This window comes from Selenomonas sp. oral taxon 137 str. F0430 (genome assembly GCF_000183625.1).
Classification (GTDB): Bacteria; Bacillota; Negativicutes; order Selenomonadales; family Selenomonadaceae; genus Centipeda; species Centipeda artemidis.
Genome location: NZ_AENV01000005.1, coordinates 143,132 through 164,053, shown reverse-complemented (window position 1 = coordinate 164,053; position 20,922 = coordinate 143,132). Strand labels below are relative to the sequence as shown.

Annotated in this window: 21 protein-coding genes and 1 pseudogene; 2 read left to right on the top strand and 20 right to left on the bottom strand. The window is 50.7% G+C overall.

Features of this window, described 5'->3' with window-relative positions; all coding sequences use genetic code 11:
* Positions 1-307: 307 nt before the first annotated feature.
* Positions 308-1,640: pseudogene (locus HMPREF9162_RS02140) on the top strand (sugar phosphate nucleotidyltransferase).
* A 118-nt stretch (positions 1,641-1,758) separates the two neighbouring features.
* Here HMPREF9162_RS02140 and HMPREF9162_RS12305 read toward each other — a convergent pair.
* The 6 genes from HMPREF9162_RS12305 to HMPREF9162_RS02115 all read right to left on the bottom strand — a co-directional run bounded on the left by HMPREF9162_RS12305 (position 1,759) and on the right by HMPREF9162_RS02115 (position 8,387).
* The gene (locus HMPREF9162_RS12305) at positions 1,759-2,214 is read right to left on the bottom strand and encodes a ParB/Srx family N-terminal domain-containing protein (RefSeq protein ID WP_139057072.1); all 456 of its coding nucleotides are present in this window, start codon (positions 2,212-2,214) and stop codon (positions 1,759-1,761) included.
* A gap of 94 nt (positions 2,215-2,308) precedes the next feature.
* The gene (locus HMPREF9162_RS02135; RefSeq protein WP_009752615.1) at positions 2,309-4,402 is read right to left on the bottom strand and encodes an ATP-binding protein; all 2,094 of its coding nucleotides are present in this window, start codon (positions 4,400-4,402) and stop codon (positions 2,309-2,311) included.
* Complete coding sequence (locus HMPREF9162_RS02130) at positions 4,399-5,784, bottom strand: SIR2 family protein (protein WP_037350094.1); 1,386 nt, start codon at positions 5,782-5,784, stop codon at positions 4,399-4,401. The genes HMPREF9162_RS02135 and HMPREF9162_RS02130 overlap by 4 nt, the downstream gene beginning before the upstream one ends.
* Before the next feature lie 138 nt (positions 5,785-5,922).
* Positions 5,923-6,948, bottom strand: coding sequence for a pseudaminic acid synthase (gene pseI, locus HMPREF9162_RS02125; RefSeq protein WP_009752724.1), 1,026 nt, complete (start codon positions 6,946-6,948; stop codon positions 5,923-5,925).
* Between the two features lie 18 nt (positions 6,949-6,966).
* Entirely contained in the window at positions 6,967-7,629 is a 663-nt protein-coding gene (locus HMPREF9162_RS02120; protein ID WP_037350092.1) for a formyltransferase family protein, read from the bottom strand.
* A complete protein-coding gene (locus tag HMPREF9162_RS02115) occupies positions 7,548-8,387 on the bottom strand; it encodes an ATP-grasp domain-containing protein (RefSeq protein ID WP_254655349.1) in 840 nt (279 codons plus the stop codon). Before HMPREF9162_RS02115 ends, HMPREF9162_RS02120 begins: the two co-directional genes overlap by 82 nt.
* Positions 8,388-8,467: 80 nt before the next feature.
* Here HMPREF9162_RS02115 and HMPREF9162_RS12485 point away from each other — a divergent pair, with 80 nt between their 5' ends.
* Positions 8,468-8,746 carry a hypothetical protein gene (locus tag HMPREF9162_RS12485; RefSeq protein WP_175282235.1) on the top strand — a complete coding sequence of 93 codons (279 nt, stop codon included), beginning with the start codon at positions 8,468-8,470 and terminating at the stop codon, positions 8,744-8,746.
* Here the strand turns inward: HMPREF9162_RS12485 and HMPREF9162_RS02110 are convergent.
* The 14 genes from HMPREF9162_RS02110 to HMPREF9162_RS02045 form a co-directional block, all read right to left on the bottom strand.
* Positions 8,723-9,424, bottom strand: a complete 702-nt coding sequence (locus HMPREF9162_RS02110) for a metallophosphoesterase (protein WP_009752589.1) — start codon at positions 9,422-9,424, stop codon at positions 8,723-8,725. The genes HMPREF9162_RS12485 and HMPREF9162_RS02110 overlap by 24 nt on opposite strands.
* Positions 9,421-10,119, bottom strand: coding sequence for an SDR family NAD(P)-dependent oxidoreductase (locus HMPREF9162_RS11725; RefSeq protein WP_009752661.1), 699 nt, complete (start codon positions 10,117-10,119; stop codon positions 9,421-9,423). The genes HMPREF9162_RS02110 and HMPREF9162_RS11725 overlap by 4 nt, the downstream gene beginning before the upstream one ends.
* Complete coding sequence (locus tag HMPREF9162_RS02100) at positions 10,116-10,358, bottom strand: hypothetical protein (protein ID WP_139057071.1); 243 nt, start codon at positions 10,356-10,358, stop codon at positions 10,116-10,118. The genes HMPREF9162_RS11725 and HMPREF9162_RS02100 overlap by 4 nt, the downstream gene beginning before the upstream one ends.
* 5 nt (positions 10,359-10,363) lie before the next feature.
* Positions 10,364-10,999 (bottom strand): bifunctional 2-polyprenyl-6-hydroxyphenol methylase/3-demethylubiquinol 3-O-methyltransferase UbiG, encoded by a 636-nt coding sequence (locus HMPREF9162_RS02095; RefSeq protein WP_009752510.1) that lies wholly within the window; start codon positions 10,997-10,999, stop codon positions 10,364-10,366.
* A gap of 186 nt (positions 11,000-11,185) precedes the next feature.
* On the bottom strand, positions 11,186-12,214 hold the full coding sequence (gene pseG / locus HMPREF9162_RS02090; RefSeq protein ID WP_009438319.1) for a UDP-2,4-diacetamido-2,4,6-trideoxy-beta-L-altropyranose hydrolase: 1,029 nt from the start codon (positions 12,212-12,214) through the stop codon (positions 11,186-11,188).
* Positions 12,215-12,321: 107 nt separating this feature from the next.
* Positions 12,322-13,617, bottom strand: a complete 1,296-nt coding sequence (locus tag HMPREF9162_RS02085) for an aspartate aminotransferase family protein (protein ID WP_009752622.1) — start codon at positions 13,615-13,617, stop codon at positions 12,322-12,324.
* Positions 13,590-14,393 (bottom strand): cytidylyltransferase domain-containing protein, encoded by an 804-nt coding sequence (locus tag HMPREF9162_RS02080; RefSeq protein WP_009438315.1) that lies wholly within the window; start codon positions 14,391-14,393, stop codon positions 13,590-13,592. Before HMPREF9162_RS02080 ends, HMPREF9162_RS02085 begins: the two co-directional genes overlap by 28 nt.
* On the bottom strand, positions 14,390-14,947 hold the full coding sequence (locus HMPREF9162_RS02075) for a GNAT family N-acetyltransferase (RefSeq protein WP_009752670.1): 558 nt from the start codon (positions 14,945-14,947) through the stop codon (positions 14,390-14,392). Before HMPREF9162_RS02075 ends, HMPREF9162_RS02080 begins: the two co-directional genes overlap by 4 nt.
* Positions 14,944-15,834 carry an aldo/keto reductase gene (locus HMPREF9162_RS02070; protein WP_037350088.1) on the bottom strand — a complete coding sequence of 297 codons (891 nt, stop codon included), beginning with the start codon at positions 15,832-15,834 and terminating at the stop codon, positions 14,944-14,946. Before HMPREF9162_RS02070 ends, HMPREF9162_RS02075 begins: the two co-directional genes overlap by 4 nt.
* Before the next feature lie 80 nt (positions 15,835-15,914).
* Positions 15,915-16,634, bottom strand: coding sequence for a pseudaminic acid cytidylyltransferase (gene pseF / locus HMPREF9162_RS02065; protein WP_009752547.1), 720 nt, complete (start codon positions 16,632-16,634; stop codon positions 15,915-15,917).
* 49 nt (positions 16,635-16,683) lie between these two features.
* Positions 16,684-17,841 (bottom strand): UDP-4-amino-4,6-dideoxy-N-acetyl-beta-L-altrosamine transaminase, encoded by a 1,158-nt coding sequence (pseC, locus tag HMPREF9162_RS02060; protein WP_009752587.1) that lies wholly within the window; start codon positions 17,839-17,841, stop codon positions 16,684-16,686.
* Positions 17,838-18,821: a UDP-N-acetylglucosamine 4,6-dehydratase (inverting) gene (gene pseB / locus HMPREF9162_RS02055; protein WP_009752693.1), complete on the bottom strand. Its 984-nt coding sequence runs from the start codon at positions 18,819-18,821 to the stop codon at positions 17,838-17,840. The genes pseC and pseB overlap by 4 nt, the downstream gene beginning before the upstream one ends.
* A 94-nt stretch (positions 18,822-18,915) precedes the next feature.
* The gene (locus HMPREF9162_RS02050; protein WP_009438300.1) at positions 18,916-19,758 is read right to left on the bottom strand and encodes a TIGR04325 family methyltransferase; all 843 of its coding nucleotides are present in this window, start codon (positions 19,756-19,758) and stop codon (positions 18,916-18,918) included.
* A gap of 35 nt (positions 19,759-19,793) precedes the next feature.
* A complete protein-coding gene (locus HMPREF9162_RS02045) occupies positions 19,794-20,900 on the bottom strand; it encodes a DegT/DnrJ/EryC1/StrS aminotransferase family protein (RefSeq protein WP_009752774.1) in 1,107 nt (368 codons plus the stop codon).
* Positions 20,901-20,922: the final 22 nt, after the last annotated feature.

The following is a 20,922-nucleotide window of genomic DNA, read 5'->3' as shown; positions in this document are numbered from 1 at the left end:
AAATCTCCACCTATCGCGTGTCCACAGCCTGCGAGCTGCGCCACAAAGTCAAAGGGAAATCCGGCGTTTTCCGGCATACATTGGATCGCCAGCAGCGGCGATACCGATGATTTGGACAAAATCACATAATCACATTCCGTAATAACCACGCCCTTTTACATCAAAGATATACCAATGCGTTTATTATAGCATAAGAGAATCGTTCTATGCTGCCGCGCTGCTCAAATATCCTCGTCTTGATTCTTTCGCCGCCGCCTGTTATCATAATGCCGTAAGATTTCGAGACCGTTCAAAGAGGGAGAACTCCATGCAGATCGTACTACTCTCCGGCGGTGCAGGCAAACGCCTTTGGCCGCTCTCCAACGACCTATATTCCAAACAGTTTCTGCGTCTCCTGCGCCGCGCAGACGGCACGCGCGAATCCATGATCCAGCGCGTCTGCCGCCAAGTACGCAAGGCAGCCCCCGGCGTTCCCATCACCATCGCAACTGCCGGCACGCAGATCTCGCTCATCCGCCGCCAGCTCGGCACGGATGTGAGCATCTCAGTCGAGCCGTGCCGCCGCGATACCTTCCCCGCCATCGCCCTTGTCTGCGCCTATCTGCACGAGGTACGCGGCGTACCGCTCACAGAATCCGTCGCCATTTGCCCCGCCGACCCCTACGTCGCCTCCGACTATTTCCGCGCCGTCACAGACCTCCTCACCGAGGTCGAACGAGAGGGCGCTGCGCCGCTCCTCCTCATGGGCATCGAGCCTACCTATCCCAGCGAAAAATACGGCTACATCCTCCCCGAAACAGGCGACACACAAAGCAAAGTCGCCTCCTTCCGGGAAAAACCGCGAGGCGACCGCAGAGAAATATATCGACGAAGGTGCGCTGTGGAACAGCGGCATCTTCGCATTCAGGCTCGGCTATGTACTCGGCAAGATGCAGGAAATCTTCCCCTTTGACGGCTATGAAGACCTCTACAACCGCTATGAGGAACTGCCGAAAATCAGCTTTGACTATGCAGTCGCCGAGAAGGAAGAGAACATCGCCGTCCGGCGCTACAGCGGCACATGGCTCGATATCGGCACGTGGAACACCCTCGCCGGCGTCATGCCCGAAGACACCATCGGACGCGTCACCCTAGACGAGACCTGCTCGAATGTCCACGTCGTCAATACAGCGTCCATGCCCATCCTATGCATGGGGCTCAAAAACGTCGTCGTCGCCGCCAGCCCCGAGGGCATTCTCATCGCGGACAAACACCGCTCCAGCATGATGAAGCCCTACGTCGAAAAACTCCATACCCCCGTCATGTATACCGAAAAATCATGGGGCGAGTTCCACATCCTCGACGCCGACACGAACAGCCTCACCATCAAGATCACCCTCAGCCCCGGACACGCCCTCACCTACCACATGCATGAACGCCGCGACGAAACATGGACCGTCATCGAAGGCCGCGGTCACGTCAAACTCGACGGCAACGAATTCGCCGTCTCCGAAGGACAAACCGTCCGCATCCCCCGCGGCGCCTTCCATACCATCCGCGCCGAGACCCTGCTCAAGGTCATGGAGGTGCAGGTCGGCGAGGATATCGATGTGGAGGATAAGGTGGTGTGGAGTTCACCGGATTGCAACCACCATTCATAGTGCGTAATACGATCAGCCCCACACACTTTATATTGTCTAAACGCCCAATATGCTTCCTGTATGTTTTCCTTATTTCCACACGCTGCCGCTTGCGATAATCACGAGTTATGTTAAAGTTTCATCGAAGACGACCTTCAATATATGCGGGTATAGTTTTCCACTGTCGCAAATAAGCAGAATATATACGATGGTTGCCGTCATTGGCAATATATCGCTCGTTCCCAATATCTATTAATGGGATCGGTTGTATGATCTTATCGGGAGAGTTACAAAAAATATTGGCTAACCGCTCCGGCAATGGACGTCCTTCGTCTCTTGCCTGGGGCGTATCAAAACTTTCGAACAGCCATGAAAATCCGTATATGTGGTCGATGGGAATCTCACATGCTGTACCAGCAGGCAATCGCTCGCTATTTTCTAGCCGATAGTCCTCCTCCGGCAGAAACTTACCTGAGAAAAATTCCGGTAATCTATCGTGATTACATGCAAAGAAATTACGCGATAACATTTGCGACATACTTCCTTGCATAAATGCATTATACTCTAGTTGAAATTCCGAAACTGTAAGTCTCATAATTCTTCTCTCCATCCGCACTAAGATCTCCAACAACGTCTTGTACTCTTAAATGCTCGTCACAATTAAAATCAACTGCCACTACCCATTTAGGTTATTTGTTCTTCTTAATAGCCCCCTCCCATTCATCAGATATTTTGCTCCAATCGACCAATGGTTTTTCCTGTATCCACGCATCCCAATATTTAGGGTCATCTGATTTTGGCCTAAATTTCTCTTTCAAATAGTTCATTTTCACAGTAACAGGCAGCTCAGATGCCCACCCCAACAAAACCGCATTTCCGGAAGGTAATAGAGGAAGTTCCCGCAATATTCCTCGCATATTATCGGGGACTAGCCTATGCACCATTTCCTGATCCCTGTCATTTGAAATTCGATGCAACAGGAAACTATTACATTGTGAAATAACGGTAGGTGATAATTCACTAGGACGCTGTGATGATAAAACAAGCCCTAAGCCATATTTTCTGCCCTCCCGTGCTATTTTCTCAAACACGCTCGTACATAACGCCGCAGTATTTGTGTCCTCCACACTATCATTGTATCTCTTGATAAACGTATGCGCTTCTTCCATCACCAAAACTATCGGCAATACTTTTCCATCATTTTGACGCCGATACCTTTGCAACGCCTCCAGTGTGATGCGCGCGATAACAGACGTAATAAGATGTGTAACCTCTGCCGGCAAAAGCGATAAATCTATTATTGTGACAGAGCCACTCTTCTTTTCAGGCTCTTTTTTCTCTTTGTTTGAAGGGCATATATATGTATTGAGCCAATCATTCAAGGAGCCACTCCCTGAACCAATAATAGGGTTTAGCTTTGCATCAGAAAGCAGCGATTTAATACGAACAAGCATCGTTTCTATATATTCTGACGTATTCATAAGCTCAGCGTTTGCTATGATACTATCAAGTAAATCCTCCCCTGTAAACGGTCGTGGAATATCCGCATCAATTGGCAGTATATCGGTAACGAGACCACCAAATACCGTATATGTTCTTATAAGCCCATCTTGAAACCGCTCAATACTTTTTGCCGGATATAATGGCCATTCTTCACTATTGACATTTGACATATACACGGCATTAATCGCAGCTTGCAATAATGCGAGTGCTTCATGCTCTGATTTAGAAAGTGCTTGATCACTATAATCTTTGAGATCTTGTTCCCATACGCGAAGCCTTTCAGAGTACCCCTTACTTTTCCCTCTACCGGCCCACGGTATTCCATCTGCCATTTCAAGTTGATTAATTTTTATTACACTCTTTATCCACTGTTTCACCCTTTTTCGCGGCTTATTTTCTGTAGTGAGGCTACCATCTCTCACACATCTTAGTGCCTGAACCAGCGTAGGTCTTTGTGCCTTAGCGCTAGCTTGTGTGAATTCCACCCATTCCGTGGTATTCCAAAGCCATATGGGAACCTCTAATTGTTCGATTCTTAATTTATTGTTTTCTTCGGCTCCAAATACGCGAACATTTTCCATATCTGAAAACGATTTTGTATACTCCCCATTTGGATCAAGAATAATAAAATGCGTATTGGGCACTCCCTTATTAGCTAAATTCTTCTTCGCCGATTCAATAGACCATCGAATCAGACCGGCAACAGAACAGGACTTTCCACTTCCCGTATTGCCAAGGACTGCTAAATGTCTGCCAAACAATTTATCCGGATCAACAGCAACTATCGCATTTCCTGCTATGGGGCTAACCCCAATATGTACCCGGCGATCAGTGCCGGATTCAACGATAGATCGGAGCTGTTCCTGTGTCGGTAGGAGAACCGGATCGCCTACTGTGGGAAATACTTCGATACCACGAGAAAACTTATATATTTCACGGTTTTTCTTTTCATCCATCCCCTCACGCAGTATTCCAATAGGAATAACACTCATTTTTCTCAGCGGATAAGGCAAATCCAAAATTCCGAAATCTTGAATGCCTCTCCGTTTCGGAAATTGCGAGTGTTCAATCGTTATCCACTCAATCTGTGCTACGAGAAAGCCGCCTTCCCCCGGTACGAGGACATATGTATTCACGCGAGGAAATGGTCGCGGCACGCCGGAGTTTAAGGCAACATCATTAGGCGCCCCTAAATCAAGGAGCACTTTAATTTCATTGGGAGAAACAAAATCTACGCTGCCGATCTGCATCGATTCTACATTTTCCACGGGGCTATTCATTCGAACTCCCCTCCTCCCTGCTCTTTATCAAAAGGTCGGTTTATTCTGCGCCGCAAAATATCCGCCATTCGCATCGAAACGCGGTCAATGGCAGGTTTTGGTAAATAGTAATCAACCAAATCGTCAATATTAGCAATATCCTTGCCAATAATTAAAGATATTTGGCTCTCACGCCCCCATGTGCGATATTTATCCATAATACGCCCCGTGGCGTCATCGTAAGCAATAATGACCAAATGCGTAGACGGTATTGTCAGCATATCCTGAATGACACGATTGATATGATCATCCCCAAAACTATATCCATATGTAACAATAGTGCTGTTCGGACGGCATAACGCTGCGGCAAAGTCTCTGAACAGTTCCACGTACGGATATTCTGCCGTTTCACGATCTTTTGCCGCATTCGGATATATCATCATACTAGTATAATGTTCATCAAGACCCGCATTTTGGAGGAACGGCACCGTGCCTTGTGCTCCAAAAGGCAGTCCTATACGGCGAATATGCCCCTCTATATTCAGCCAATCCAATGACCCATGCAGCTTCGTAAATCGCGCAACACCTTCTAAATATCTTGGCTCTCCCCGAATGCCGGGAGGATTATAATGCATATCTATGTCTAACCGCGAGGACCGAAATATTGGAAACATCGCACCGACAAAGCGATCTATTAATCGAAGCCCCGCAATATCAGCCCCGGCTTCAATCAAGCGATCATAATTCGTGGTAAATATATTTAAGCGATCTCTTGTCCCAACTCGACTGGCAAAACTCATCAAAAAGAGTACCAATTTACTAAAAGCAGCATCTCCTTTTCCCTTCTTTGCCGAAAATATATCGCGCTCAATCGCTAAAATATTATTCGCAAACGTCTCTATGACGTGTTCTAAATCAGAGGAAAGTGTCTCTATTTTTTTAGCGGGAATAACGCCCTCGTTATCCCCCTTCATTATATTGAGCCCCTTAATTAATTCATTAGCAACACGAATTTGATCTTCAATATTAGAGGCTCCGCGACCAGCGGCCTCAGCGCTTTGGTTGGCTGCCCCTTTTATCTCGTCAGAAAAGACCGTAAACTCTGTTTCTTCATTCATACAGTTGTTAGTTTTCTCGCACGCGGCATACTGAATCGCAGTCGTAAGCCCGCTGCCTATCAATAAAGATAAATGCTCTGACTGAAAAAGAGAAGTCAGCCATGGTTCTACACGCGCGCGAAGATCGCCTTTCTCAAAAACGCCTTCGGAACACCATGTTAAACACCGACCAGCTTCCAACGAAAACTTCTTTTTATCGGAGGTCAAACGAAACACTATCGGTTCGCGATCATCACGGACTTTTATAATATTGTCTGCACTAACTTTGTGCTGATCCTTTTCCACCCTATATCCTTCTCTCAATAAAACATACTTATACTAGCTCCCTATCTCAAGGATTGTACGGTGTTACGATCCTCTAAAATGAGATAATGTAAAAAAAGATAGTATTTAATGAAAATAACCGAAAGGTCTCGGAAAGCGCTACTCCACCAAATCCCATGCGAGCGGCGTTCCACGCTTCACATCGCGTTTCACCTTCCGCCCGAGCAAGGCATCATAATATTTCGGCGCGAGCCCGAATCCGGGGCGGATGCGCCGCATATTCTCCTCGGTGAGCACGTCGCCCGCTTTCATGTCCTCTGCGATATAGAGACTGCGGCGGAACTGAAGAGATTTTTTCTCCTGCGTCTGCATGGTATAGCTAACCCTGCCGAGCGCGCGCGCCGCCGTCTCGCATTCTCGAACGAGCTGCGCCATCTCCTGCGGTTCTAAGGAAAATGCGGAATCCACGCCGCCCTCGGCGCGGGAGAGTGTAAAATGCTTTTCGATCACGTCGGCGCCAAGCGCAACGCTTGCCACTGCTGCGCCGATGCCGAGCGTATGATCCGAGAGCCCGACGCTGCATCCAAAAAGCTCCCGCATATGGGGGATGGTCATGAGATTCGTCCCCTCGGGCGTCGCCGGATAGCTACTCGTGCATTTCAACAGCGTGAGGTCTGTGCATCCGTTTTCCCGTGCGGTTGTGACCAGCTCCTCGAGTTCCGCAAGATTCGTCATGCCTGTAGAAACAATCATCGGCTTTCCCGTGCGTGCCGCTTTTTTGATGAGCGGCAAGTCGACATTTTCAAACGATGCGATCTTATAACACGGAACGCCCAGTTCCTCCAGAAAATCCACCGCACTGTCGTCAAACGGCGTACTGAATCCGATAATGCCGTGCTCCCTGCACCGGTCAAAGATGGGCTTGTGCCATTCCCACGGGGTATGGGCTTTTTCATAAAGACGATAGAGAGACTCGCCCTTCCACAGGCTTTCTTGATCCGCGATGAAGAACTCGCCCGTATCAATGTCGAGCGTCATCGTGTCCGCGGTATAGGTCTGGATCTTGAGCGCATCTACACCGGTTGCCGCCGCGGCATCCACAATCTCCAGCGCCCGCTCGAGTGATTGATTGTGATTGCCCGACATCTCGGCGATGATAAAAGGGCGTCCTTTTTTCGTCTTCATAGCGATTCTCCTATTATGTCATTCCGGCGACGATTCGTCTTTTTGAATCAAAAGACGGTAACGCTTGCCTTTCCAGTCAAAAAAGGCAGGGTAGCGTTCATTATCTACCACACGTAAAAGATTGATCTGTGCGCGCAGCGTTTGGTCGAGATCAAGTCTGCTGTCCTCCGGTCGGCGACGCGGATAAAAGGATTCCGCCCCCTCTTGCGCGCGCGCCTTTTGCAGGATATGCGGGTAATCGCGCATAAAGGCAAGACAAAGGGAACACGTCGCCTCCCCCACCGCCGCACGCAGCTCGTCAATCAGTTCCGTACCGTCGAAGCTGAGTTCCTCTTGTAAATAAATACGCCCCGCATCCACATGTTCCGCGGCTTCAAAAAGTGTCACCGGTATCCGTGACTTTCCCTCAAGGATTTGCCACGTCAGCGGCGACCAACCCTTTCCCTGCGGCAGCGCACTTGCATGAACGACTAGATTATGACGGTTGAGCCGCAGATGCTCTTTCTTAATGATTTCCTGACAGCTCAGCAAGAACACAAAGTCATACGAGTTCACCCGATCAAACCGGTGCAAACAAACGGTGCTGTGCCCTAACGCGCTCAGCTCCCGCACAAGACAGTCGATGTAAAGATCGCTCCACGAACTCTCATCCGTAACAACAGCAATTTTATACTGTCCCATCGCCGCACCCTCACGCTGCCGACGCATCGGAATGCGGACACGCGAAACGGGTACGGATGAAGAACCTGCTTAGAGGCGTCCCCCCCCGTGGATTTAAGTCTATTTTCATTGCATTCTTTGTCTAGTCTCCCCATATTCGTTCTCCAATCAATCACATCGTCAAAAATCTTATAAAACCGGATTCCCTGCGGCAAGGCATGATAATCTCCGACCGGCATATTTATATGATCCCGCAGTGCCCACACGACATCTGAAAAACCAAGTTGATGCCGGAACCGAACGGTGCTCGAAAAACGCGGATTGATTTCGAATACATATGGCACGCCGGCATTCAGTCTCAGCTGCACGTTGATACTGCCGCAGAGGTTTAACCTCTCCGCAATTACATTCAGCAGTTTTTCTATCGCCGGAGATTCGACAACGACACCGCTGCCTGTAAGTCCCCCGCGCAATTTCCGCCGAAAAACAATCGTACGAATTTCACCTGCTCCACTGCGAAAAAGACCGCAAGTATATTCCCCCTCGTCCTCCGGAATCAGTTCTTGGAACATATCATCCTGCGAAAAATTCATCCCACGATGATAACCTTCCTCCGTCAGGACGCGAACCGTTTTACTGCCGCATCCCGTCCTGCTCTTGAGGATACATGGGAACTGCTGGGGCCGCTCTCCGGTATCCGCCAGCTGCGTCCACGGGTGCGGCAGACGATGCCCCCGCAGGAACTCTGCCGTCCGGTATTTATCAAAGCCGATATCCATCGCCTCTTGATTTGCTGTGAGAAACAACTCTTTCCTGCCAAAAAAATCATTTGCACACAAGAGGCGCAGCTCCGGCTCCGATGTCGGTATCACAAGGTCAATCTGTTCCCGCACAACCAGCTGCAAAAGCGCATCCATATACCGTTCCGACGACGCACGCTCCGCGACAAAGCATCGGTCAAAAAAACTTTGCCGGCGTGGTCTTCTTCCATATCGCAGCCGACAACGGCATCGGCGATCTTTTCCTCCTGCAGGATACGTCCGATGCCAAGGCCAATGTCTCCGCCGCATCCGGTAATGAGTATTTTATGAAACAGCATATTTTTCCTCACTTCTCAGCGCCGAAGAACCTCTTGTAAATATGGCACATCCGGATCATATCGTATGCAGTCGCAAATCACATCGTCGGCATCATACGGTGTCTGCCGCATGGTAACGACATCGTTGTCCGTGTTGATAACACACCAGTCTGCGACGCCTCCGCGCGTGCGTGCCTGCCCGACAGAGCCGGGATTGACAACACAATATTTTCCGCTAAAGCGCAGCATCGGATAATGCGTATGCCCCAGCAGGACATAATCTGCCACAGCGCCCGGGAAGTCAAATGCTTCCGGCGGCGCATCCGGATAAATGTAGCGATCTGCATCATTCGGCGATCCATGGCAAAGCAAAAATCGCTTTCCTGCCCGTTTCAAAATTCTTTGCTCGGGCAGATTCAGCAGCCAAGCCAGCTTTTCCTGCCTCAACTGTTTTGCAGCCATCTCCAATCCATGACCGTACTTCCTGCCTATATCTTCCCACGAAAATTCGCCCTGCAAAACCTTTGCCAACATTCTCTCATGATTGCCCTGAATCGCAGAGATCCTGCACGACAGATGATCGAGCAGCTGAAAAACCTCCAACGGACGATGATAGTAGCCTACGAAATCTCCGAGAACAAAATACTCCTCCACATCCCGGTGCGCAGCTTCCCCAAGCACTGCCTGCAAAGCCGCGCTGTTGCCGTGAATATCGGAAAGAACAGCGATCTTGCTCATAGGATATACTTCCGGATAATGTTTTCTGCAACCTCTTCCGGCCTGCGCAGCTTCCCTTCCGCCTTAAGTGCCTGAAACTCAGCCAGGCGCGGAAACGACTTTGCATCTGCGGCACGTATTTTTTCCTGCATCCCCGTATCCATTACGCCGGGGTCAACATGGACGACTTCGACGCATCCCCCTCCTTTTTCCTGCTCTGCCAGGACGTCGAGAAACATCTTGAACGCCGCCTTTGTTGAACAATAGGAACCCCAGCCCGCAATCGGATAATTCGCCGCTCCCGTAGAGATGTTGATGATCTTAAGCTTCTGTCGCTTCTTGCGGCAAAGCCCAACGAGCCGGTTGCAAAAAAGCATCGGCGAAACAAAATTGATTTGCGCGGCCTTGCGGAGAGTCTCCTCGGAAAGTTCCCCGATCTCGCCAATCGGCTCCACTGTACCCGCATTGTTTATGAACATCAAGGAGTCTCCCCCCTCCGCCACAATACCCTCTACCGAAGGGACATCCTCAGGTTTTTCTAAATCCCAAGGAAAAAAGAATACACCGTTTGTTGTACTTTCTCCGAGCCGATTCGTCCCATGGCAAAAAGGCGTATACCCTCCAAGCCAATCAGCTTTTGAAACAAACTCGCCCCCAGGCCTCTCGAAAAACCAGTCAAAACGATACTTCTCATCACACCACCCGCCAAAAATCATTTTCCAAAGACCGCGATCAAATTGCGTCCCAAGCCCATATCTCCCAGTGCTCTTGACAAGGTGATCTTTTTTTCCAAGGAAATCTGCCGCAGGAGTTTTGTCCAATGGCGTCTTGCAGCATGGCAGTTATGCCCTTTTTCCGGATGGTCATAGTAGTTTGTATCAGGATTCAGCCCGAAAAACTCAATGATTTCCGTCCCCAAAACAATTTTCGGCTTCAAACCGCAGTCTTTTGCCAAATTCGTCAAACTGTCCTTGCCGAAATATGAAATATGCTCCATCTTGGCAATCCATTTTTTTCGTGAATGAATCCACCGTCTACCAAATATGCCTGCAAGGGATTGAAGTCATTCGGCACATCGACGTAAAGGATTCCATCATCTTCCATCAATTTCGCACATTTTTGCAGAATCGTCTTGGGATCTGTCACATGTTCAAGAACATTATCAATATGAACGACACTGTACTTTTTTCCTGACGCAATACGGTGATCGCAAAGGGCATCGACATCGCCCTGCTCAAAGAATTCCATCATTTTCTTGTTGTGTTTCTCTATGCCATAGCTTGAGAAATCGCCGCCCTCCACTTTCCAGCCATGTTCATGAAAAAAAGCAAGCGCCCATCCCTCGCCGCAGCCGATATCCAAAAAAGTCCGCTGATCAGTGCGCAGAAATTCCTTCAGCAAATATTCTTTTTCCTCCAAGCTGCCGCGGATATATTCCAATTCTTCGGAATCATATTCCTGCGAATATGTAGCTGACTGCGTTTTTTGGTAGTACGTTTCCCGATAGTGCTTCTCCAACTCTTCCAGCGTGGGAATCGGATCAAGCTGATAAAAACCGTATACATTCTTTTTGACGCCTTTAAGATTTTCCCACATACAAAAAACCTCCTAAATTTCGGGAAGCCGCACAACTTCACCAAATTCACGCCACCCACGCGTTAAATCATCCATCCCTTTTCCGGATGCCAATAAACCGCCCCGGCGGATGCCATCCAACCATTCTTAAACCGCCGGAAGCCGTTTCTGCACCTCTTGCCAAAAATACCGGAAATCTTTCCTTCACTATTCCTTCAGGCTGCACGCCTGTTGAAAGCTGTGCAGCTTCTCCGGAGCCGAAAACATTTTGATGCCTGCCGCAATATCCTCCTGCATTACTTCATCCCATTTCCCCAAATAATAAATAAGCCCTGCTTCCGCACAATCGCGGCAAATCTCGAATTGGTTTTCAGCGATAGCTGTCACAATGGCGGGAAGCCCAAGAAAGCAACGTTCCCATGTCGTCGTGCCGCCCGCCCCAAGTGCGAGGTCGGCGCTTGCCATGAGTTCCGCCATATTACTGACCTGCAAGTGATAGTGGAGGAACTCATGCGCTTCGCAGAGGCTTCGTATATGCTCCTGACGTGCATTGCCGCCCCCGACGACAACGTCCGCCTCGACGCCGGGAAGAGCCAGCTGCAAAAGCGCCGCTATAGCCTTTTCCGTTTCACGCGTCTGGTCGCTGCCGCCGTAAAACACAAGGATGCGGCACAGCTTCCCATCTCTTCGGCGAAGCGTCTTCCGCGCCTCGTAAAATTCCCGGCGCAAAAGCGCGTGTTTTGGTCCAAGGAGGAGTTTGCACGTCTCCGGCACAAGTCCGTCATAGCGGCGCTCCATATCCCGGTAAAAATTCTGATCGAGCAGGATGTCACAATCATGCGGGCGGTTTGCGAGGTCGTCAATGACGAAAATCTCCTGCACAAGGGGGCGCATCCTCCGTTCCCACGCGGCGTCGAGCGCATAGTGATCAATGACGAGTCGTTCAACGGGCTGCAATTCCCGGATGATCTCAGCGCTTTCCTGCGCATCGACTTCCTGCGGCGCAGTGAGCCATACCGCATAGTCCGTGAGCGCCGCGTCATGCTCATGCGGCGGCAGCAGATGCAGTGCAAAGCCCTGCGCCGTAACAATCCGCGATAGATTGCCGACAAGGTCGCGGCAGATAAAATGCACGGTTTTTCCTTCCCGGCGCATATGACCTGCAAGCGTCAGGCAGCGCATGAGATGCCCGCTGCCGATCCGCTCGGAGGAGTCCACGCGAATAACAGTGTTCATACGTCGTCCCCTCGCTCATAAGCCACACAAAATCTGTCCATTATTATAACATAAAAGCGCAGTACATTGTAGCCCTGCGCTCTTTTGTTTCCATATTTGTGAGATATTTATCCTAGCACGATCTTGAGCGGCTTTCCCTCCATATAGGTCTCGGGATGCCCGCTCTTCAGCGCTGTGCGGTAGACCTTCATCGCGTCCTCGAACACGTTCAGCGTGAAATCGAGGTCTTCGCGCGTATGCGTATAACACGGGAAGATGTTCCAGCCGAGCAGCACGCCGCGCTTGACGCTCTCCTGCATAAAGATGGAGTTGTAAAGCCAGTCGCGCTTTCCCTCGTAGTCGGTGTATTCGAGGCTCATGCGGCACGGGTAGCCCTTGAGATCGATCGGCACGTCGATATCCTTCGCCAGCCTGCGGAAATTGTCTTGCAGGTATTGCCCCTTTTCCCAAATGGCGCGGTTCACTTCACCGGATTCGAGTTCCTTCATCACGGCGATGCCTGCGGCAAGGGATAGGCAGTCGCCGCCAAACGTTGTCGAAATGAAGATTTTCTTGTCGACTTCCTCCATGATGTCCTTACGGCCTGCCACAATGGAGAGCGGCATACCGTTCGCCGCCGCCTTGCCGAACGTGGAGATATCCGGCGTCACGCCGAAATACTGCTGCGCACCGCCGATGCTGAAGCGGAATCCGTTGACTACCTCGTCAAAAATCAAAAGTGCTCCGTTGGCATGGCAGAGGTCCTTGAGCTGCTGCAGGAAATCGCCCTTGGGCGCCTCGTTCTCCACGGCCTCGGTGATAACTGCGGCAACCTCACCTTGATAGGTCTCAAAGTATTCCTGCACCTTGTCCAAATCGTTATAATCAAATTTGTGGACATAGTTCCGAAGTTCCGCGAGGAGTCCGCCCTGTCGCACACTTTCCGCCGCCGCCGTCCACTCATGCCAGCCGTGATACTCGCCGCGCAGGATATGTTTCCGCCCCGTGTAGGCGCGTGCGATCCGTACCGCCGCTTCCGTCGCCCCTGATCCGGTTTTGAGGAATCGCACCTTGCCTGCGCTCGGGATATGCTTTACGCAAAGCCGTGCGTATTCGACTTCCTCGGGCGCGACGAGGGAATAGCCCATGCCGCGGCGCAGCTGCGCGATGACGGCATCGTCGACCGCCTTGTATTGGTAGCCGAGCAGAATGGGACCCAGCCCCATGTCGTAGTCGATGTACTCGTTCCCGTCCACATCCCATACATGCGCGTCCTTGCCATGATCGATGTAGATGGGCGACACGCCCTCAATATGTGTCTCAGGCCCCTTGCTGTAGAGCTGGCAGCCCGAGAGGATTTTATCCTGCGCTTCCTGCCATAGGGCATTGGATTTTTCTAAACTTCTTTTTCTGATTTCCGGCATGACGATACCTCACCTTTCCACAATTTATCCTCTTCGAGCGATTTTTTCATTCCCTCGTTACGTGTAAATCCTTCGTTCAAATGTGTCAAATCAGGTTGTTTTTCGAGCAGGCCGAGAATATCCCGCATGGCAAAATCCTTGCGCTCGGGGTACAGCCGTTCATATACGCTCTCAACAAAGCGAAAATCTTCCGGTTCGTCCACCGTCCAGCGCAGATGTCCTAAGCTCTCCCCTGCATACCGAAGTCCGCCATGTTTGAACAGCTCCGGATGCTTGACGATGTACTGCGTGACATGCTCGCGCTCCGAAGGCAGCCGGGCTTCCCTATGTGCACGTTCGAGTGCCGCAAAGCGCATCACTTCGGTGTCAAGTCCGTCCGGATAGGTCGCCTCCCCGAGCGTATTGCTCGTGTAATCATTCCCCTCGCTGAGGTGACGGTCAATAACTGCATCTACGATCGCAGGATCGATCAGCGGGCAGTCGCCCGTGATGCGCACGACATGCGCCGCGCCGAACGCCTTTGCACACGCCTCATACCGCCCGAGCACATCGCCGAGGCTCCCGCGAAAGACAGCAAAACCTGCATCACGCACGGTCTCTGCCAGAGGATCATCGCGCTCATCTTCGCTCGTCGCGAGTACGATTTGATCAATGCTCCTGCTGCGGGAAAGCCGCTCCAGCTCGTATAAAATCATCGCGCGCCCCATGAGTGGGCGCAGTACCTTCTCCGGCAGCCGGCTCGACGAGACACGCGCCTGTACGATGGCAAGGATCATACGCGACGACCTTCTTTCCACGCTTCATAATCTTCACGCGTCAAGCCAAACTCGTATGTATCGATGCGCCGCCCCTCAAAATAAACCTGTTTTCTAAAGGTCGCTTCGCATCGGAATCCGGTCGTTTCCAGCATCTTTTGACTTGCGATATTCGGCGCATAAGCCCCCGCCATAATTTTTTCGAGATTCAACACCTCAAAAGCAAATGCTGTGACAAGACTAAGAGCCTCTTTCCCATATCCTTTCCCCCAACATTTCTTATCACCGATAAAGTAACTAACATCCGCCGTCCGATGATAATAATTTATGGGTCCTAGTTTTATGTTGCCTACGTGCCGATCCGTCTCCCGTTCACAGATCGCCCACCACGGCTCACTGCTCTTTCCTATATGTTCCTTTGCATAGGCACAAATTGTTTCTTTTCCCTGTGGGAAAAAATGTGTTTCCATGTACCGATTAATTTCCCAATCGTTCATCCATACATAATAATCATCGTTGACATCTTCGATCTGAACCTCACGCAGATAAACCTTCGCTCCTTGAAGAAAAGTCATGTCTTCGACCTCCATAACATTGGTACAAGAACTTCCTGCGGCACATCTTGAAACGCCGTTTGCAGAGCGTCACAAAGCGGCTTGGCAGTCTCGGCACGATCCATGATTGCGGCATTTTCCGACACCTCATCCGCCGTATCCACACCAAAAACGACATAATCGACATACGGATGCAACACCGCATAGAGAAACGCCGCCTCAGACGCCGTATAGCCGTAGTCGGTGGAAATACGCCGGAACTGCTCCACATATTGCCCTGCGCCTACGACACGCGCCTCGGCGGTCTCAGGATCCATGAGCAACAGACCTTGCAGGAATACGCTGCGTACATAGATTGCCTTCCCGTTTTCCTTTGCTGTTTCGAAAAAACCGCATTGATCCAACCGTTGGTCAAGCACATTATACGGAACCTGCACACAGTCAATGCGTTGATCCCGTGCGCTAAGAAGTGCCTCCTCCGGTGTATAGACAGATACGCCTATCGACTCGATCAGACCGTCTTCCTGCGCCTGCCGGAGTCCCTCCATAATGAAAATTCTTCCCATATCCCCCGCATCATGAAGCAGATACGCCGAAATTCTCCTTGCATGGAGTCGTTCAAGCGAGGTTTCGACTTCCCCCACGACCTCTCCGCGGCTCGTGCAGCCGGCTCGTAATTTCGAAACAATCTTCCCGCCCTTCTCTGCCAAATGAAACGCGCCTAGAATATCCTCCGCAACGCCATAAGAACTTGCCGTATCGAACGTCTCAATACCTACCGACAGCGCCGCATCGAGTATCGAAAACGCCTCCTCCCGAACCGGTCGACGCCCTAAACTATTTTTGATACCATATTCCATTCCCAGCTGTACCGTTCCCAAGCAAAGTTGCGCGCTCTTTTTTTCCATCAAAAAAGACTCCTCCTTCCGACATTCATGAGAATATCTCACAATCTGTCCAAAGAGAGAAGTCTTACTCGCTCTCTGCCTTACGGCATTTTTCTACGGCGCTGCAAAATACGGTACTTCGCTTCTGCCAGTTCCCAGTCGGAGAGATTGTCGATATCCTGTACCTCAATCTCATCCAGTACGAAGGGAATACAGCGAAGAGTGTGCCCCCCCCGCGTACAATTGTCTTTTATAGAGCCCATAAACGCCTCCGTACGATAAAAATAAAACTGCCCGGCATCATGATACCACGGTTCCAAATCCTGCGAGCGCGTGCGGATATGCTCCGGAAACTGCCACACAAGGAGACCGTCGCGCAGCAAAAACGACCGCTGCGGCGGATATGAATACGACACGACGGGCTGAAGCATCTCTGCGCCTGTAGCGACAAAATCCTGATATGCCGCACAAAGTTTCCCGGCAGTCACAAACGGCGCTGTCGGATAGATACAGCACATCGCTTCAAACACACGTCCGTTTTCCTTGTAGCGATCTAGGACTTCACGCAAAACATCGGCAGTCGTAGCATAATCATCGGAGGTCGCCTTACTGCGCATGAACGGCACAACGGCTCCATATTGTTTAGCAACAGCCGCAATCTCTTCACTGTCCGTCGACACCATCACTTCGTCAAAGAGCTCGCTTTTCAGAGCGGCTTCAATCGAATAGGTAATGATGGGACGCCCGCAAAAATCTTTGATGTTTTTCTTTGGGATGCGCTTGCTCCCGCCGCGTGCAGTGATAATCGCAATATGATTCATATGCTTTCCTTCCTGCCGGATCGACTGTGTTTTACTTGTATCTAGAGCGCTACGCTAGAACATCTCGGAGCGCCGCCACGATCTCATCCTGCTGCGCATCCGTCAAGTCATAATAGAGCGGCAGCGTCAGCGCCTCCTCATAATAGGATTCGCTATGCGGGAAATCTCCCTGCGCAAAGCCGAGATTTTCATAATACGGCTGCAAATGGACGGGGATATAGTGCAGATTCAGAATGATTCCCTGCTCTTTCATCTCGCTAAAGATTTGCTCTTTGGTCTTAGCGATCCGCGCAAAATCGAGCCGCACGACATAGATATGCCACGAGGGTTCTGCCCCCTCCATAACGTGCGGCGTCCTGAGCGGCAGGTCACGGAGCAGCTCGTCATAGTGCGCGGCAAGTTCTCTGCGGCGCGCAACGAACGCATCCAGCCGCTGCATCTGACTGTATCCGAGCGCCGCCTGCAAGTCGGTCATGCGATAGTTATAGCCGAGGTCGATCTGCTGATAATACCACGCGCCGTCAGCGGTGTGCGTCATTTTCTCCGGATCGCGCGTGATGCCGTGACTCCGATAGAGCGTGAGTTTCTCGTAGAGATCCCGATTGTTCGTCAGTATCATGCCGCCTTCGCCCGTCGTGACGATCTTCACGGGGTGGAAGCTGAACACCGTCATATCCGAAAAGGCACAGCCGCCGACCTTCGTATCGAGATAATCCGCGCCCACTGCATGTGAGGCATCCTCAAGAACTGTAAAGCCGTACTCCTCGGCGAGCTCCCGGATGCGTTTCATCTCACAGGACTGACCCGCGAGATGGACGGGAACAACGACCTTCGGCAGCCGATTCTCCGCCTTTGCCCGGCAGAGTTTTTCCTCAAGCGCATCAACACTCATGTTATAAGTATTCGGATCAATGTCGACAAAATCGACATCCGCACCGCAATACCGCGCACAGTTCGCCGACGCGACAAAGGTGATCGGACTCGTCCAGAGGATATCGCCCGCACCAAGTCCTGCCGCACGGCATGCAATATGCAGCGCTGCCGTCGCATTGCAGACCGCGACCGCATATTTTGTGCCGCAGTAATCCGCAACGCAACGCTCGAACTGTTCGATCGCAGGCCCCTGCGTCAGAAAGTCCGAATGGAGAACGGCTTCGACCGCCGCAATATCCGTTTCATCAACACTCTGCCGCCCATAGTAAATCATGGATTCATCTCCCGGAGTTCCTCTACCGTCAAAAAGTGAGGGTTAGAACCGGAATCGTAGGCGAAGCCGTCGGAAACCGGATGCCCCTCTTCTCCAAGTGCATTCTTTGTATAGTCGACGCCAAGGATCGGTGTCGACGGCTGAATAACAAAATGATCATCAAATTCAATCGTATCGTAATAGAGGTCGGCAGGACACATCACCTCGTGCAACTTCTCCCCCGGGCGAATGCCGATCACCTTCGTCGGCACACCGGGCGCAATCGCCTCACAGAGATCTGTGATTCGCATCGATGGAATCTTTGGGATGAAGAGTTCGCCGCCATGCATGCGTTCGAAATTCTTTAGCACAAATGATACGCCGTCCTCAAGGCGCAGCCAAAAGCGCGTCATGCGTTCATCCGTCACGGGCAGCTCCGCAGCGCCGTCCGCGATGAGCTTCTTAAAGAACGGCACAACCGACCCGCGCGAACCGACGACATTGCCGTAGCGCACGACGGAAAACCGTGTCTGGCGATCTCCCACAATACTGTTTGCCGCCGTAAAGAGCTTATCCGAGCAGAGCTTTGTCGCCCCGTACAGGTTGATCGGGTTCGCCGCCTTATCCGTCGAGAGCGCGATCACCTTCTTCACGCCGCACGCAATCGCGGCGTCGATGACGTTCTGCGCGCCGTTCACGTTCGTCTTGATGCACTCCATCGGATTGTACTCCGCCGCCGGCACCTGCTTGAGCGCCGCCGCGTGTACAACGTAGTCCACTTGGTACATCGCCTGCTTCAGCCGCGCCTCGTCGCGCACATCGCCGATGAAATACCGCATGCACTTGTCGTTAAACACCTGCTGCATCTCAAACTGCTTCAGCTCGTCCCGCGAAAATACAATGACCTTCTTCGGAGCATATCTTGCAAGCAGGATTTCAATAAACTTTTTCCCGAATGACCCTGTTCCCCCGGTGATTAAAATAGATTTATCATTGAACAAGATAATACCCCTTTCAACGTCTATTCCGTATTGTATTTTCCTAAAGAAAATCTCCCTTATGTGAATACTATATATGCGGTACAATTAATTTATCTTACACATACTTCATCAATATCCCTTTCGACGAAAGTGCTCTTGTCCTTCCCCATCCTATCCGAACAGGCATACGGTCAAAAGAATCCCAATGGAAAATTTCCCGGTAGCCGGCCTTTGTCATGATGCGCATCATCTTTTCGTAGGAAAGCAGCCAAACCGGGTACTGTGCTTCATAAATCTCTGGGGAAACATATTGTATCGCCAGCCGATCTTTATCCGTGTCAAAATTGAAAAACGTCCGATCGATGATAATGTATTGAAAGTTCGCCTTGAGCATTTGTGCAACATATGCATAAGGATCGTCAAAATACTGCAGTATACCGGAAAGTAATAATAGGTCCGGAGATTTTCCGGCTGCCAAAAATTCATCAATCGTCGTGAAAAAACTTATTTCAGGCAGTTTTTCCTGGCCCAACCTGACAAATTTTTCCTGTTCAACGATACTCCAACGAACTTCATTTGATGCGGCGGATAACAGTTCGCGATTTTGATAGTAGGTACTGCCTAGACTGCCGCCAAAATCTAAAATATCAACATCACCGCCAAGGTTCCTTAACGCATACAACAGGGCTGCTAAAAGAGGATAATTATATGCTTGTTCATAGAACAGAACACCGTCCCGTTCAAATACGGCATTTCCTTCGCGTACTTGACGAATGGATTCCCACACTGTTTGAAGAATATTATCGGCCTCGTAGTTTTTCAATCCACGATCCCGCAGAAATGCCTCTGCTTCTTCCCATGAGGCAAAATCTCCTTTGATCCCGTAAAAAGGCTGCACAAGATGTCGCAATTGCAGGAGTACCGGCGGGGTTAGCGCCTTGATAATTTGTTTCAGCAAACGTCATCCCTCTTTTAACCGCAGGGTCTTCCACCCTATAAATCATCCGCCGGTGAAAATTTATTCACCGCGTGGATCACTTCGTCCTGTTCATCCTTCGTCATGCCGTTATACATAGGGAGGCTGAGCACTTCGTCGGCATACCGCTCGGCAATGGGGAAATCGCCTCTTTGATGCCCCAGGTACCGATAGGCCTCAGAAAGATGGGGCGGAATCGGATAGTGGATCATGGTGCCAATGCCGCGTGCGGTAAGATATTCTTGCAGTTCATCCCGCAGCGCCGTGTGGATCACAAACTGGTGCCACGTGGAATCTGCGCCCGGCCACATTTGAGGCAAGTTCACGCGAGGATTTGTAATTCCCTCTAAATATCGGTCTGCAATCCGGTTTCTTTCCGCATTTAATTCGTCCATATGCGCCAATTTGACGCGCAATAGTCCCGCCTGCAGTTCATCCAACCTGCTGTTGCAACCGACTACGGTGTTATGATATTTCTTTTCGCTCCCATAGTTGCGAAACACCCGGAACTTTTTCGCCAGGTCTTCATCATCGGTCACGATGCACCCGGCATCGCCGAATGCTCCACATCCTTTCGTCGGATAAAAACTAAAACATCCGACACGCCCAAATGTGCCGACAATTTTTCCTTGCCACCGATTGCCATGGCTCTGTGCACAGTCCTCTACGACCTCCAGATGATGTCGCCGAGCAATATCTATAATCTTTGTCATATCGCACGCCTGACCGTAGAGATGCACGGCGAGGATCGCCTTCGTCCGCGGCGTAACGGCAGCCTCGATTTTCTCCGCATCAATATTATCATAACGATCCGGCTCGACAAAGACGGGGGTCGCTCCGTTCATGGTAATCCCCATCACACACGCGATATACGCGTTAGCCGATACAATGACTTCGTCGCCTTCCTTGATCTCCAGTAAACGAAAAGAAATCCAAAGAGCATCTAAACCGCTTGCAAGCCCGACACAATATTTAGCTCCGATATAGGTTGCCCACTCGTTTTCGAACGAAGTCACCTCATTGCCCAAAACATACCATCCCGAGCGCAGAACCTCGACCGCCTTCTTTTCATATTCTTCCGCATGGAGAGAAAACTGCCGCAGAAGGTTATTCGCCATAATCATTGTATCATATCCTCCCCGCCGT

What these genes read in the sequence shown, in the direction of transcription:
- HMPREF9162_RS02110 (WP_009752589.1), bottom strand. Translation starts at nt 9,424, where the DNA reads ATGAGCAAGATCGCTGTTCTTTCCGATATTCACGGCAACAGCGCGGCT.
- HMPREF9162_RS02135 (WP_009752615.1), bottom strand. Translation starts at nt 4,402, where the DNA reads ATGAATAGCCCCGTGGAAAATGTAGAATCGATGCAGATCGGCAGCGTA.
- pseC (WP_009752587.1), bottom strand. Translation starts at nt 17,841, where the DNA reads ATGATTTACTATGGGCGGCAGAGTGTTGATGAAACGGATATTGCGGCG.
- HMPREF9162_RS12485 (WP_175282235.1), top strand. Translation starts at nt 8,468, where the DNA reads ATGTCGGTATCACAAGGTCAATCTGTTCCCGCACAACCAGCTGCAAAA.
- HMPREF9162_RS02085 (WP_009752622.1), bottom strand. Translation starts at nt 13,617, where the DNA reads ATGCCGGAAATCAGAAAAAGAAGTTTAGAAAAATCCAATGCCCTATGG.
- pseI (WP_009752724.1), bottom strand. Translation starts at nt 6,948, where the DNA reads ATGAAGACGAAAAAAGGACGCCCTTTTATCATCGCCGAGATGTCGGGC.
- pseG (WP_009438319.1), bottom strand. Translation starts at nt 12,214, where the DNA reads ATGAACACTGTTATTCGCGTGGACTCCTCCGAGCGGATCGGCAGCGGG.
- HMPREF9162_RS11725 (WP_009752661.1), bottom strand. Translation starts at nt 10,119, where the DNA reads ATGATTTTTGGCGGGTGGTGTGATGAGAAGTATCGTTTTGACTGGTTT.
- HMPREF9162_RS02075 (WP_009752670.1), bottom strand. Translation starts at nt 14,947, where the DNA reads ATGACTTTTCTTCAAGGAGCGAAGGTTTATCTGCGTGAGGTTCAGATC.
- HMPREF9162_RS02115 (WP_254655349.1), bottom strand. Translation starts at nt 8,387, where the DNA reads ATGGATATCGGCTTTGATAAATACCGGACGGCAGAGTTCCTGCGGGGG.
- HMPREF9162_RS02095 (WP_009752510.1), bottom strand. Translation starts at nt 10,999, where the DNA reads ATGTGGGAAAATCTTAAAGGCGTCAAAAAGAATGTATACGGTTTTTAT.
- HMPREF9162_RS12305 (WP_139057072.1), bottom strand. Translation starts at nt 2,214, where the DNA reads ATGAGACTTACAGTTTCGGAATTTCAACTAGAGTATAATGCATTTATG.
- HMPREF9162_RS02070 (WP_037350088.1), bottom strand. Translation starts at nt 15,834, where the DNA reads ATGGAAAAAAAGAGCGCGCAACTTTGCTTGGGAACGGTACAGCTGGGA.
- pseF (WP_009752547.1), bottom strand. Translation starts at nt 16,634, where the DNA reads ATGAATCATATTGCGATTATCACTGCACGCGGCGGGAGCAAGCGCATC.
- HMPREF9162_RS02080 (WP_009438315.1), bottom strand. Translation starts at nt 14,393, where the DNA reads ATGATCCTTGCCATCGTACAGGCGCGTGTCTCGTCGAGCCGGCTGCCG.
- HMPREF9162_RS02045 (WP_009752774.1), bottom strand. Translation starts at nt 20,900, where the DNA reads ATGATTATGGCGAATAACCTTCTGCGGCAGTTTTCTCTCCATGCGGAA.
- HMPREF9162_RS02120 (WP_037350092.1), bottom strand. Translation starts at nt 7,629, where the DNA reads ATGGGACAGTATAAAATTGCTGTTGTTACGGATGAGAGTTCGTGGAGC.